The organism is Epilithonimonas lactis (assembly GCF_900110605.1).
Taxonomy (GTDB): Bacteria; Bacteroidota; Bacteroidia; order Flavobacteriales; family Weeksellaceae; genus Epilithonimonas; species Epilithonimonas lactis.
In genome coordinates this window covers 389,356-403,436 of sequence record NZ_FOFI01000001.1, presented here as the reverse complement: position 1 = coordinate 403,436, position 14,081 = coordinate 389,356, and the positions used below count along the sequence as shown (strand labels likewise).

General features: G+C 38.3%; 16 protein-coding genes. 12 read left to right on the top strand and 4 right to left on the bottom strand.

Annotated elements, in window-relative coordinates:
• Positions 1-57: 57 nt before the first annotated feature.
• From BMW39_RS01900 to BMW39_RS01890, 3 genes are read right to left on the bottom strand one after another with little or no spacing between them, the layout of a single operon-like run.
• Positions 58-249, bottom strand: a complete 192-nt coding sequence (locus BMW39_RS01900) for a DUF6496 domain-containing protein (protein WP_034976776.1) — start codon at positions 247-249, stop codon at positions 58-60.
• Between the two features lie 25 nt (positions 250-274).
• On the bottom strand, positions 275-751 hold the full coding sequence (locus BMW39_RS01895; protein ID WP_034976774.1) for a hypothetical protein: 477 nt from the start codon (positions 749-751) through the stop codon (positions 275-277).
• A 27-nt stretch (positions 752-778) separates the two neighbouring features.
• Complete coding sequence (locus BMW39_RS01890; RefSeq protein ID WP_034976772.1) at positions 779-1,102, bottom strand: hypothetical protein; 324 nt, start codon at positions 1,100-1,102, stop codon at positions 779-781.
• A gap of 309 nt (positions 1,103-1,411) precedes the next feature.
• Here BMW39_RS01890 and BMW39_RS01885 point away from each other — a divergent pair, with 309 nt between their 5' ends.
• From BMW39_RS01885 to BMW39_RS01865, 6 genes are all read left to right on the top strand, one after another.
• A complete protein-coding gene (locus BMW39_RS01885) occupies positions 1,412-2,923 on the top strand; it encodes a Do family serine endopeptidase (protein ID WP_034977860.1) in 1,512 nt (503 codons plus the stop codon).
• Positions 2,924-3,040: 117 nt separating this feature from the next.
• Positions 3,041-4,258 carry an MFS transporter gene (locus BMW39_RS01880; RefSeq protein ID WP_034976771.1) on the top strand — a complete coding sequence of 406 codons (1,218 nt, stop codon included), beginning with the start codon at positions 3,041-3,043 and terminating at the stop codon, positions 4,256-4,258.
• Positions 4,259-4,534 (top strand): hypothetical protein, encoded by a 276-nt coding sequence (locus BMW39_RS19685; protein ID WP_375600490.1) that lies wholly within the window; start codon positions 4,259-4,261, stop codon positions 4,532-4,534.
• Positions 4,535-4,809: 275 nt separating this feature from the next.
• Positions 4,810-6,348, top strand: coding sequence for a sodium:solute symporter (locus BMW39_RS01875; protein ID WP_034976769.1), 1,539 nt, complete (start codon positions 4,810-4,812; stop codon positions 6,346-6,348).
• 9 nt (positions 6,349-6,357) lie between these two features.
• A complete protein-coding gene (locus tag BMW39_RS01870; protein ID WP_034976768.1) occupies positions 6,358-6,726 on the top strand; it encodes a hypothetical protein in 369 nt (122 codons plus the stop codon).
• Positions 6,726-7,139: a DUF6157 family protein gene (locus tag BMW39_RS01865; RefSeq protein WP_034976767.1), complete on the top strand. Its 414-nt coding sequence runs from the start codon at positions 6,726-6,728 to the stop codon at positions 7,137-7,139. The genes BMW39_RS01870 and BMW39_RS01865 overlap by 1 nt, the downstream gene beginning before the upstream one ends.
• A 130-nt stretch (positions 7,140-7,269) precedes the next feature.
• On the opposite strand, the gene BMW39_RS01860 is transcribed toward BMW39_RS01865, so the two are convergent.
• Complete coding sequence (locus tag BMW39_RS01860; protein WP_034976765.1) at positions 7,270-8,115, bottom strand: helix-turn-helix domain-containing protein; 846 nt, start codon at positions 8,113-8,115, stop codon at positions 7,270-7,272.
• 200 nt (positions 8,116-8,315) lie between these two features.
• Between BMW39_RS01860 and BMW39_RS01855 the strand changes: the two genes are divergently transcribed.
• From BMW39_RS01855 to BMW39_RS01830, 6 genes are read left to right on the top strand one after another with little or no spacing between them, the layout of a single operon-like run.
• Positions 8,316-9,659 (top strand): amidohydrolase family protein, encoded by a 1,344-nt coding sequence (locus tag BMW39_RS01855; RefSeq protein WP_034976763.1) that lies wholly within the window; start codon positions 8,316-8,318, stop codon positions 9,657-9,659.
• A gap of 6 nt (positions 9,660-9,665) precedes the next feature.
• Positions 9,666-10,778 (top strand): L-dopachrome tautomerase-related protein, encoded by a 1,113-nt coding sequence (locus tag BMW39_RS01850; RefSeq protein ID WP_034977858.1) that lies wholly within the window; start codon positions 9,666-9,668, stop codon positions 10,776-10,778.
• Positions 10,779-10,780: 2 nt separating this feature from the next.
• Positions 10,781-11,764: an aldo/keto reductase gene (locus BMW39_RS01845; protein WP_034976761.1), complete on the top strand. Its 984-nt coding sequence runs from the start codon at positions 10,781-10,783 to the stop codon at positions 11,762-11,764.
• 37 nt (positions 11,765-11,801) lie between these two features.
• Positions 11,802-12,923 (top strand): aldo/keto reductase, encoded by a 1,122-nt coding sequence (locus BMW39_RS01840; protein WP_034976760.1) that lies wholly within the window; start codon positions 11,802-11,804, stop codon positions 12,921-12,923.
• Between the two features lie 3 nt (positions 12,924-12,926).
• On the top strand, positions 12,927-13,217 hold the full coding sequence (locus BMW39_RS01835) for a DUF3861 domain-containing protein (RefSeq protein ID WP_034976758.1): 291 nt from the start codon (positions 12,927-12,929) through the stop codon (positions 13,215-13,217).
• Between the two features lie 14 nt (positions 13,218-13,231).
• Positions 13,232-14,077: an NAD(P)-dependent oxidoreductase gene (locus BMW39_RS01830; RefSeq protein WP_034976757.1), complete on the top strand. Its 846-nt coding sequence runs from the start codon at positions 13,232-13,234 to the stop codon at positions 14,075-14,077.
• Positions 14,078-14,081: the final 4 nt, after the last annotated feature.

Genomic DNA, 14,081 nt, shown 5'->3' with positions numbered 1-14,081 from the left:
TTTCGCAGAAATTTCATTTTAAAACATAAAAAATCCGGCGATTAAACCGGATTCATATTATTTGGATTTCTTTTCTTTCGGGACTTTCAAACCTTTTTCTCTGGCTTCGGAGATTCCTATTGCAACCGCTTGTTTTTTGCTGGTTACTTTCTCACCAGAACTGGATTTCAATTTCCCCTCTTTGAATTCGTGCATCACTTTACCAACTTTCTCCTGAGCTTTCTCCGAATATTTTTTAGTAGTTGCCATCTTTTCAAATTTTGATTTTAAATTTTTATTCTGACTTTGGAACGCTAACGGCCAATTCATACACTTTCGTATGCATCAGATATTTTGAGCGTTCTCGTGAAGTAATATTTTCAATTTCTCCTTTGAACAAGACGATTACCGCATCTTCCTTGATTTGCCAATCGGCATCTGAGAAGTATTTTTCATCAGGACTTTTGTCCGTGATTTCGGTTTGTCTCTCTTTTAATTTATCTGCAACTTCCTGAAAACCTTCATCCGATGAATGGATGATTTTGTAATCTGGTCCAGCAAACGCTTTGTAATATTTATTTTCAGCAATCAGGTTTTGAGAATCATCTTCCACAGGATTGTCATTTCCGTCCAGGAAACCAACTTCTACCAATTTTCCATTTCGTTCGGTTGCAAACTGTCTTGCTTCTCCTACCGATTTGAAACCTGTGTAAACATTGCTGTTATCAAACTCGTATTTGTTTAGTCTTTCGACGATATTTTCCGTTTCCATAATTTATTCTTTTGTGATTAATTTTTATTAATGATGCCTAACCCCGCGTTTGTGATAGGTCACATTTCTGTTGTTCGGATTTTGGTCATTGAACTGAACATTTCTGGCAAGACGCGCATCAATTTTATTATTAGCATCGTCCAAATGTTTCGGTGTTTCGAAATGTAGTTTCTTTCCATTTTTGAAGATTTCGCCTTCCGCACTTCGGTACATTTCGTTTTTCAGATATTTGTTGCCGTCCGGCGCCATAAACTTGTTATTTTCCTTCTGCTTTCTCTTTCTCAATTGATTTAAAAGAATCAATGCGCCACCTGCAGCAAATCCCAACGCAACTTTTATCGTATTTTTCATATAGCTTATTTTAAAGTGTAAAAACAAAAGTTCTGCCAAAAGTGACAGCGACAACATTTTACATCGACATCATTATTTTGTTTTGATTAATTTCTCAACAAATTTTAACAATCGGGACAAAGAATCATCTAATTTCCAAATGAACCAATCGACGAATACTGCCAATTTGACTTAAAATAAATCTAATTTTATTAAGGAATTTTTAAAATTGGTTAAACTTCGTTAAAACTGTAACACTAAGTTTTTAGTTCATACTAATTTAGCATTAAATTTGTCTAACAATAATCTCAAAAAGAAATGAATATTAAGATGAAGAATACTTTCAAAAAACTAATGCCTTACGCATTGACCGGGGTTATTTCCGGTGCAACGGTTTTCGGGGCGAGTCACTACATCAGCTCAGAAAAAAATGGAGAAGATTTCTCATATTTCACGACAGCTTCTAACAATGCATCCTTCGCAGGCATTGGTTCTGCTGTAGGCGATGATTTCGTAAAAGCGTCCAAAACTACGGTTCCAGCTGTAGTAACCATCAAAAATTATCAAGACCGTGCGGCTTCACAAAGAATGCCGGAGACGGATATGTTCGATTTTTTCTTTGGTCCACAAGGTGGGAATCAACAGAGACAACAGCAGCCTCCTAAAAATATGCCTTCAGGATTGGGTTCTGGTGTAATTATTTCGCCAGACGGCTATATTATTTCCAATAACCACGTGGTTGCAGGTGCCAATAAATTGGAAGTGGTGTTGAGTAACAAAAAAACTTACATTGCAACATTGATTGGAACTGACCCAAACACCGATATTTCACTTTTAAAGATTGAAGAGAAAGGTTTGCCTTATCTTAATTTCGCTAACTCAGATTTGACCGAAGTTGGACAATGGGTTTTGGCAGTAGGAAATCCACTTGGACTTAATTCCACAGTAACGGCAGGAATTATCTCTGCAAAAGGAAGAAGCATTGATATCTTAAGCCAACAATCCAGAACGCCGATTGAAAGTTTTATCCAAACTGATGCGGCGATTAACCCTGGAAATAGTGGTGGTGCGTTGGTCAATGTGAACGGTGATTTGATTGGAATCAATACTGCGATTCAGTCTAAAACTGGATATTATGAAGGTTATGGATTTGCGGTTCCTTCGAATCTTGCGAGAAAAATCGTAGAGGATATCAAGAAATTTGGATTGGTACAAAGAGGTTTCTTGGGTGTTGGTAGTTTAGATTTGTCTAATGAAATGCAAGTCGCAGCTTACAACCAAAGAGAAAAGAAAAATCTGAAAGCCGGCGACGGAATCTACGTCACAGAAATCACGAAAAAAAGTGGTGCTGAAGATGCGGGAATCCAACCTGGCGACATCATCACAAAAATCGACAATACTGACATTTCCGGATTCTCAGACCTTTCTCTAGCGATTGGAAGCAGAAGACCTGGCGACAAAGTAGCGGTAACTTACACCAGAAACGGTAAAGTCAACAACGTGAATGTGACCCTGAAAGATTTGAAAGGCGGAACTTCATCCAGAAGTAAAGATGACCTGACTGTGACTGAAAAAATAGGTTCTGAGTTCGAGCCATTAAGCGAAAGAGTGAAAACTGATTACGGTCTGGAAAGTGGCGTTATCGCGAAAAATGTGACAGAAGGAAGCGAGATGGATAAGATTGGCGTCGTTGATAATTACATCGTAATGGAAATCAATGGAAAACCAGTTAATTCTCAGAAAGACGTGGAGAAAATCCTAAATAATTACAAAGGAAACGTTCAGGTAAAATATGTGGACGCTTACGGAAGAATCACGACGAGAGGATTTAAATTACAGTAAGTCCAGAAATTAGATATTAGACTTTAGAAGTTAGACTAATTCTAAATGATAAATTTTGAAAGCCATTCTTTACGGATGGCTTTCTTTTTTGGGTAAATTTGCGGTTCGAAAATCAAAATGAAACTTTTCAATTCTTATATCAAAACTTTCAAAGGGCTTTCCCGGGAAGCTTGGATGTTGTCCATCGTAATGCTCATCAACCGTTCTGGCTCGATGGTTTTGCCATTTTTGGGTGTTTATATAACAGACCATTTGAAGTTCAGTTTGGAGAATGCGGGAATCGTTTTGAGTTTTTACGGGATTGGTTCTGTGCTCGGTTCTTACTTGGGCGGATTGTTGACGGACAGATTTGGTGAATATTACGTGCAATGTTGGAGTTTATTTTTGAGTGCGCCGATATTTCTCATCATTCCATTTTTTCCGAGTATTGAGATGATGGCGTTTTTGATTTTCCTTCAAAGTACGATTAGTGACATGTTCCGACCTGCGAATTCTGTAGCGATTACCAAATATGCAAGACCAGAAAATCTGACGAAAGCTTTTTCATTGAACCGAATGGCCATCAATCTTGGATTCTCGATTGGGCCAGCTTTGGGTGGAATCTTGTCCGGAATTTCTTATAACTTTTTGTTTGTGGTAAATGCCATCGGCGCTTTCGTTGCAGGCATTATTTACGTTGTATTTTTCCGAAAGAGAAATCAAATCTTCCGGGAGAAAAAAAGATTGGAACCTGAAAAAAAGGTTGAGAATGTCTTCAAGAAATCACCTTACAAAGATTTCCCGTTTTTGATTTACAGTATTTTGTGTGCTGTCTTTGCGGTTTGTTTCTTTCAGTTTTTTAATACGATTCCATTGTTTTATAAAGACGTTGCGAAGTTGAGTCAAAGTACGATTGGGTTTGTTTTGGGCTACAGTGGATTTATCATTGTGTTATTGGAAATGCCTTTGGTAAGTATTGCAGAACGGACTTTGAAGATTCCTCAAATCTTGTTCATTGGGATTGTGATGGCTGGATTGTCTTACTTGATTTTGCTTTTGGGAAGTAATGTTGCCTTGCTTTTGCTTTCGATGACGATTTTGTCCGTGGCTGAGATTTGGGTGCTTCCGTTTATGTCCACTGTGACGGCTTTGCGTGCTGAGAGAGGAAATAAAGGTGCGTATATGGGACTGAATGGGATTGCTTTCTCTTTCTCGTTTATCTTCACGCCGTTTTTGGGAACTTATGTGGTGAGTCAATTTGGGTTTGACAGTTTGTGGATTGGGTCGTTTGGTGTGTTGGCGTTGTCGGCGGTTTTGATTTATATTGTGGTGAAGAAGATGATTCCGACGCGGTAGTTGAATATTATTTACAGGTGCAAGAAAATAGTTTGCAGGTGCAGGAATATAACGTGCAGGAGCAAGAATATAAGTTGCAGGAGCAAGAATATAATTTATCGTAGCGCAAATATTGTTTCCGGATTCAAGAATATAACTTCCAGACGCAAGAATATACTTTCCGGATGCAAGAATATTGTTTCCGGATGCAAGAATATAACTTACGGATGCAAGAATATTGTTTCCGGATGCAAGAATATATTTTCCGGATGCAAGAATATTGTTTCCGGATGTTAAAATATAGCTTCCGGATGCAAGAATATAACTTACGGATGCAAAAATATTTTTTAAAGCTGTTTTTTCATAGGACAAATCGTGATTTTATGTAGAATCTGCAACCCGACTTGAGTGGAGCTCTTTTTGTCATTGCGATTGTAGAATGGTTCTATTGATTGCGTCACGTCGTTCGCAATGGCAAAAAAGCGGGAACGGAAGGCGGATAAGTTGCCCAAATAATTATTTTCGAACCAATGCGATAAAAAAACTATTTTTGTTCCACTCAAATTTGAACAATGAATCCGGGAACTGTTTTATTATTATTCGTATTCGCCTATTTTATTGGGCTTTTGGTAATCTCCTATTTTACAAGTCGCAACTCCGACAACCAGTCTTTTTTCATCGGAAACAAGAAAAGCAAATGGTGGCTGGTGGCGTTTGGGATGATTGGGACGTCGCTTTCGGGCGTGACGTTTATCTCCGTTCCGGGCACGGTCGGGAAGATGACGGCGGGCGATTATGCGTTTGGCGGTTTCGAATATTATATGATGGTCATTGGGTTTTTCATCGGTTATTTCATTGTGGCGGGCGTTCTGCTTCCGCTGTATTACCGGATGAATCTGACTTCGATTTATACTTATCTGGGGCGACGATTCAATGTGGAGGCGCATAAAATCGGGTCTTTGTTTTTCATTATTTCGAGAGCGATTGGGGCGACGGCGAGGTTGTATTTGGTGGTGAATATTCTTCAGATATTTTTGCTTGAGAATCTTGGTGTTCCGTTTTGGGTAACGGCTTTTGTGTTGCTTTTGATGATTTTGCTTTACACATTTGAAGGTGGCGTGAAAACGATTGTGATTACGGACACGTTGCAGACCTCGTTTATGATTTTGAGTTTGATTGCGTGCATCGTTTATATTTTATCGAATTTGAATTTATCTTTCGGAGAAGCTTACGCGATTCTGGAGCAAAAGCAGTACACGCATTTCATCAATACTGACATTAATTCAAAGACTTTTTTCCTGAAAACCATTCTGGGCGGGATGTTCATCACGATTGCGATGACAGGTCTTGACCAGGAAATGATGCAGAAAAACATCTCGGTGGACAACCTGAAAAACTCGAAAAAGAATATGCTGACATTTGCCGGAACTTTGCTTTTTGTGAATCTGGCGTTCCTATTTTTGGGTGGTTTGCTTTATCTTTTTGCGATACAAAATGGTGCGGTTTATGGCGATGGCATTTTCGGTTTCAAAGGTGCCGATGGACAAATCAGCAACATAATGGGTGATGACCTTTTCCCGGCGTTGTCACTTGGACATTTTCCGATGGCGCTTTCTGTTATTTTTATCATTGGATTAATTTCCGCACTTTTTCCGTCTGCTGATGGTGCTTTGACGGCGGTGACGAGTTCTTATTGCGTTGACCTTTTGGGCTTGAATGAAGACCAGCAAAAAACCGAGAAGCAAAAGAAAAGACTGAGAATGAAAGTTCATTTGACTTTCACAGTGATATTTTTTGCGTTGATTATGGTTTTCAAAGCCATCAATGAGAAGTCGATTGTTTACTTGATAATGGAAATCGCAGGTTATACTTACGGGCCACTTTTGGGATTGTTTGCTTTTGGGATTTTGACGAAATTTACGATTGTAAAAAAGTATTCGATATTGGCTGTGACGCTACTTGCGCCGGTTTTGACGTATTTGATTAATCTTTATGTGACGAATAATACGGATTACAGAATTGGGGTTGAACTGATTATTTTGAATGGGTTTTTGACGTTTGTTGGGTTGTGGTTGGTGCGGTCGAAAGGTAAGATTGTTGCAACGACCTAATTTTCAAAAATGTATAAGAATGTTAGAAATTTTGTTTTAATAATTGTAGCATCAACTATAATTTATATTTTAAAATCATCACAATTTCCCGGAGGAGTGGCAGGAATGGCTCCGATATTTATTATTCTAACAAATATATTTGGATTTATAATAAGTGTTTTGGTTATTTATATTTTTAGAAAAAAGCTTGAGCATAAATACGATTGGAATATTTTAATTTTTGTTGGAATCTGTTTTTCAATTTTAATACTCTATTTTAAAGCAAATCCTTTTAATAATGAATTACAAGCTCCTCATATCGAATTAACTTTTTGGAACTACATTGCAATTTTAATTTCCGCTTCAAGTGTCTTAATTATTCAAAAAGTAATTAAATAATGAAACTTCACACCACCAATTACACCAACACTTTAATAGAAATCGCTGAAGATTCTCCGGTTTCCAAAGCGGTGATTCCGGTGGAGAAAAATGAGAAGAAAACGATTGCCAGTTATCAATTCGAAAAGCTATCGAAACAACCATTGAAATACACTTCCGACGAATTGTTATTTGAAATCTTTGCGGAAAGAAATGACATTTCGCCTTCGGAAATTGAAGAAGAAAAACAGAAATTCTTTTCCAAAGGTCAACCTTGTTTGCGAACGTCACCTTTGGCCAAGAAAAATGGATTCGGGATTTTTCATAATGAAGATTCCAAAGTCCAATTGATTCCGGCTGAATCTGATGATTATCAAAAATTGTTGGCTGATGATTCTGTGAAAAAAGTGAAGGCGATGAAGACTAAAAAATAATTTGATTAAACCACATAGGCACATAGAAAATTAGAATTGTAAAAAGGTAAAATAGCTGATTCCACTATCTCTATTTTACCTAAAATCAAAAGCTATGTGCCTATGTTGTAAAAAGATATAGCTGTAAATACTAAGCTAAACTCCGACTCTTATTTTTGTACGAACCCAGCGTTTTGCTTTTCTTATTTTTGAAGTAATGCGACAGGTGGCTTTCGTCCGTAAAACCAAACTCATAAGCGATTTGCTTGATGGTATTCTGCCCGGATTCCATTCGTCTTTCTATCAAGGCCATCCGATAATCATTGACGTAATCACGATAAGAAACTTCGAAATTCCGTTTGAAATAAGCACTGAAATAAGTCGGCGAAATATTGAAATGGTAAGCAATATTTTTGATTCGAATCGTCTCCGGCTGGTAGATGTTCTGATGGATATACGAAATCACATCTTCCTTATTTTGAAGTCCGACATCCAATCTGATATCCATTTTTGAAGTCGCTTCTTTTATCAATCCGAAGATTGAAAGGATTTGATAAAAAACAATCGGCGACGTGGAAACATCTTTTCTGCAGTTGTACGAAAGGATATTTTCAATCGTCTTTTTCAAAATCGTTTTGCAAGGTTCGGTGAAGATGAGTTTTTTCTCTTTCAGGACTTGTTTCCGCATCACGTTTTCCGGAGAATTCATCGCAAAAGAATCGGGAGAAAGATGCTTGTTTCCTTTAAAATAGTCATCCGTGAACTTGATGAAAATCAACCTCGAATATTTATTGTACTCGAAATAATGCTGATCGTCTGGCGAAATCAGGAAAAGGTCGCCACATTTGTAAGGCAAAATAATGTTGTTGATGTGATGATTACCATTTCCTTTCATAACATAAATCATCTCATAATAAGTATGGCTATGCGACGGATGACCAAACTCCTCGCCTTCCAAATCACTTATCACCAAAGACTCAAACTGCAGTTTTTTCACAATATTAAATTAATTTTAAATTTGTTATGATAGGATAAATCTACAATTATTTAAATTAATTGTACAAGCTAAAATTTTTATTTTTTTTCAACATTTGTAATGCGTTTACGGGGCATAATAATTGTTCCCTCGATAACATTCACTTTCAGAATCCTTTTTTAGTTCTTAAAATATTCTGAAACATCAAAAATCTTAGCATTATGAAATATTGGAAAATAATTACCGCTTTATCTTTTTTCATCATTAATTTTTCTTTCGGGCAAAATAGTTTAATCTTAGAAAACGTCCGGCTCATTGATGGAAACGGCGGAACTCCAATAGAAAATACGAGCATTCTCATTAAGAATGATAAAATTTCAAAAATCGGAAAAACCATTTCTGACAAAACTGCAAAACGGATTAATTTAAAAGGCAAAACAATCATTCCAGCTTTGATTTCCGCCCATTCCCACGTTGGAACTTTGAAGGGAAAAACCACAGTTCCTGAAAATTACACCGAAGAAAACATCCTTTCGCAACTCAAAAAATATCAGGATTATGGCGTTCTCAATGTAATGTCTATGGGAACCGACCGACCTTTGTTGTTTGAAAGCGGATTGAGAGAAAAATCTGCGAAAGGCGAAATTGACGGCGCAAGAATACATTCTGCAGGTTATGGATTTGGCGTGACCGACGGCGCTCCACCACTCGATTTTGCAATGGATAAAGTGTTCCGACCAAGTTCTGTGAATCAGATTCCGGCTCAGATGGACAGTTTGAAAAACATCAATGCAGAATTGGTGAAAATCTGGGTGGATGATTTTAATGGAAAATTCAAGAAAAAAATAAGTCCTGAGATTTACAAGGCCATCATTACAGAAGCGCACAAAAGAAATCTGAGAGTTGCAGCGCACGTTTATTATTTGTCAGACTTGAAACAATTGGTTGAAGACGGCATCGATGTCATAGGCCACAGCGTACGAAGCGAAGTGATTGACGATGTGACGTTAGCAAAAATGAAAGCGCAAAATATCGTTTACATCCCTACTCTTTCGCTTGACGAATACGCTTATGTGTACACCAAAAAACCGGAATGGGTGGATAACGAATTCTTCAAAAAATCATTAGAACCAGGCGTTTACGAAATGATAACTTCTGAGAAATATCAAAACGAAATAAAAAATTCTCCCAATTACAATTTGAATATCAAAGCTTTTGAAACTGCGAAACAGAATCTGAAAAAAGTTTATGATTCCGGAATTCTTGTTGCGATGGGAACTGACAGCGGTGCAATGCCTTTGCGAGCTCAGGGATTTTCGGAACATTTGGAATTACAGTTGATGACGGAATCTGGATTGACGCCAATTCAGGCCATCACAGTTGCTACGAAAAACTCAGCAAAAGCTTTGAAGATTGATAAGGATTTTGGAACGATTGAAGTTGGGAAAATGGCTGATTTTATTATTTTAAATTCAAATCTGACAGAAAACATTAAGAATACAAGAGATATTTTTTCAGTTTACAAAGCTGGGAAGGAAGTGAGCAAAGGACCATTAGCAAAATAAATGAAGATGAAGAAGTTATTATTAAGTTTATGTCTCGGCGGAATTTCATTGATGTCCAATGCACAATCCAACTACGAAATTGTTACAAAAATTTCCGCGCCCAATCCTGACCCATCAGGAATCGCAGTAAGTTCCAAGGACCGGGTTTTCTTAGGATTTCCACGCCACGCAGATGACCACAAGGAATTTGCTTTGGCAGAACTGGTCAACGGAAATCTCATTCCGTTTCCTAACAAAGAATACGTTTATCCAAGCGACAAACTTTACAAAGACAAACTTGTTTCGCCACACGGCATTTACATTGATAAAAATGATGTCCTTTGGGTTTTGGACGACGGAAAACGTTCGGGAATCAAAGAAATTCCGGAAGGTGCAGCGAAAGTGGTTGGCATTGATATTAATTCTAAAAAAATCCTTCACAGCATTATTATCCCAAAACCAATTCTGTCGGATGATTCGCATTACAATGATTTGAGAATCGACCTTTCTCACGGAAAAAAAGGAACGGTTTATATTGCCAATTCAGGGTTCGGAGAACGCTTTTCTTTGGTTGTTTTGGATATAGATTCCGGGAAAGCAAAGGAAGTTTTACTCAACCATTATTCTACTTCGCCAGAGCCTGGTTTTATGGGATTTCTGGAAGGGAAACCGCTTAGATATGATTTCAAAAAACAAAAATTTCCGCTCGGTGGTGCAGATGGAATTGCCATCAGTCCGGACGAAAAAGCTTTGTATTGGACAGCCATTTCAGGGAGAAAATTGTTTAGCATTTCGACAGATATTTTAAGCAACCTTAATTCAACAGAAAAACAAGTTGAAGACGCCGTCAAATTCGAAGGTGAAAGACCAGCTTGTGATGGTCTGGCAGAAGATGAAAATGGAAATATTTACTTCGGAGCATTTGAACACCAATCAATCATTAAAAGAAACAAAGACGGCGAATTCACCCTCTTGTCACACGACAAAGACAACTTTGTTTGGCCAGATGGTTTGGCTTACAGAAATGGCTTCGTCTACGTCACACTCGGGCAATGGAACAGACTTCCAAGTTTCAATGATGGGAAAGACCTGAGAAAACCACCTTATTTAGTAGTAAAAATCAAAACAGATAAAAATTAAAAATGGAATATAGAAAATTAGGACACAGCGAATTGGAAGTTTCAGCAATCACCTTCGGAGCGTGGGCGGCCGGCGGTTGGATGTGGGGAAGCACGGACAGAAATGAAGCCATTGAAGCCATCAGAGCTTCTTATGATGTCGGTGTAACGTCTATCGACACCGCGCCAATCTACGGACAAGGAACGAGCGAAGAAATTGTGGGCGAAGCGATTAAAGATATTTCTCGAGACAAGGTTCAAATCCTTACAAAGTTTGGAATGCGCTGGGATTTGGACAAGGGAACTTTGGCAATGAACAGCAAAAATAACGAGGGAAATGATATCGACATTTACAAATACGCCGGAAAAGAAAGCATCATTTACGAATGTGAGCAAAGTTTGAAACGACTTGGAACTGATTACATCGACCTTTATCAAATCCACTGGCCTGATGTTACAACACCGATTGATGAAACTTTCGAAGCCGTTTCAAGATTGATTGAACAAGGGAAAGTCCGTTTCGCTGGCGTTTGTAATTATGATGCACAACAAATGGCCGAGGCTGAGAAAACGTTGAAATTGGTTTCAAACCAAATTCCGTTTAGTATGGTGAATCGTAGTATTGAGGACAAAACCGTTCCTTACTGCATCGAAAACAACAAATCGATTTTGGCTTACAGTCCTTTGGAAAGAGGATTGTTAACGGGGAAAATCACTTCAGATTACAAATTCCAGGACGGCGACCACAGAGCTGGCCATCCTCATTTCCAACCAGATTTTATCAAGAAGACCAACGAACTTCTCGACAAAATCAAACCGATTGCTGACGAGCATAATGCAACGCTTGGACAATTGGTTCTGCGTTGGACGATTGAAAGACCTGGAATTACGATTGCTTTGGCTGGCGCCAGAAATGCGGAACAAGCCGTTCAAAATGCAAATGCGATGGACATTAATCTTACAAAAGAAGAATTACAGACCATCGATGAACTTGTCAATGCTTTTTAAGCTTTACTAAAACCACCAATCACAAAATATTAAAAAAATGGAAAGACGAACATTTATTAAAAACAGCGGACTTGCCGCTGCAGGATTAATGGCTTCATCTGCCATTCCCACATTTGCATCACAATTATTAAAAGGAAACATTATGGAACAGTTTGACAATTCAAATCAGCATAAAAGATTCAGACCCAAAAATAAATCCGGTTTCGGCGGAGTCGCTTTGGGAAATGGTTTCAACATCAACCCGGACATCGAATGTTTACAATCGATAGAAGCCGCCTGGAATGCCGGAGTCCACTATTTTGACACGTCGCCGTGGTACGGTTTAGGACTCAGCGAGCACAGAATGGGATTGTTTTTAAAAGATAAAAATCGCGATGAATTCACACTTTCCACCAAAATGGGAAGAATCCTGAAACCTCACGATGATTTCAAATTGGATGGACTTTGGAAAGGAAAACTTAATTTTTCTTACGACTATGATTACTCTGCAGCCGGCGCCAGAAAAAGCGTTGAAGACAGTTTGCAGCGATTAGGCGTTGCATCATTGGACGTTGTTTTCATCCACGACCTTTCTCCTGACAACAAAGATATGAAGGGCGATTGGGTCAAATATTTTGATATTGCTGCGAAAGGTGCAATGCCGGAACTCATCAAAATGCGTGAGGAAGGTCTGATAAAAGGTTGGGGATTTGGTGTCAACACCATCGAACCGATTTTGAAGGCCATCGAAGTTTCTGACCCTGATATTTTCCTTTCTGCCTGTCAGTATTCGCTAATTCATCATTCCGATGACCTCAACAAAGTTTTCCCGAAAGCGGCTGAAAAAGACATTTCGATTGTCGTCGGCGCGCCGCTGTGTGCCGGTTTTCTTTCTGGTAAGGACAGATATTTGTACAACGGCGATTTCCCGAATGGCGTAAAAGAAAAATTAGCAGCTTTGAAGAGAGTTGCTGACAATCATAAAGTAGATTTGAGAACGGCAGCACTTCAATTTGCGGCCGCGCCGGATGTGGTTTCAGGCGTGATTCCTGGCGCACATACGGTGAAGCAGGCTGAGGAAAATGCGGCCTCATTCAAAGCAAAAATTCCGGCTGATTTCTGGGCAGAACTGAAAAAAGAAAAATTAATCGAAGCCAATGCGCCAGTTCCAAAAGCTTAAATAATGGAAAAAAGAAACAATACTTATCAATTAGATTTAAAGGAACTTAAACTAAAAGACGGTTCTGAAGGCACAAAACACTTAAGTTTAGAATTTGATAACCACGATGATATTTTCAACATTATTGAGGTCATTAAATCAAAGAAAATATTCGATGATGAAAATACGTCGACCGAATTTGCTTTAGGTTTAAAACTATTGACCGAAGTGATGCTGAAGAACAAACAACATCCATTATTTGCGGAATTAAGACCGGCGATAATGGAATTTATGAAAAAGTTAAAAAGTCAGTAATTAAAAATAAAAGAATGAGTTCAGAAAAAATAGGATTTATAGGTCTTGGAAATATGGGCCATCCGATGGCAAAGAATCTCGAGAAAGCTGGATTTGATTTATCCGTTTTCAACAGAACCATCGAAAAAGCAGAAGACTTCAAAGACAAATCAAACATCGCCGAAAGCATAATAGAATTGGTTGAAAACAGTGACATCATCTTCACCATTCTTACAAATGACAAGGCTGTAAAAGCCGTCTATGAAGAGATTCTATCACTTGATATTACAGGAAAATTATTCATTGATATGAGTACCATTTCGCCGGAAGTTTCCAGTGAAATTGCAAAAGCTTTAAAAATAAAAGAAGCTTCCCTTCTGGACGCGCCGGTTGCAGGAAGCACAAAACCAGCAACAGACGGCACATTGATTATAATGGTTGGCGGCGATGAAAAAGATGTGAAACGTGCTGAACCTTATTTAAATAAATTAGGAAAAAGCATCAAGTATTTGGGTGAAAATGGAAAAGGCTTGGCGGCGAAACTATCAGTCAATTACTTTATAGCAAACATTTATCAAGGTTTGGCAGAGACGGTTTTATTTTCAGAATCTCAGGGAATCAATCGTTCGGATATGCTCGACATCATTAATGAAAGTGCGAGCGGAAGCGGCGCTACGAAGGTGAAAACGCCTCTATTGACGGAAGAAAACTATGCACCGACATTTGCTTTGGATTTGATGTTAAAAGATATTTTGCTTGCTAAAGATGCAGGCGCCGATTTTCCTTTAACAAAGACTTTGATAGAAACTTATCAATCAGCCAATGACGAAGGTTTTGGGAAAGATGACGTGATTGGGATTATCAATTATCTGAAAAAATAAATCA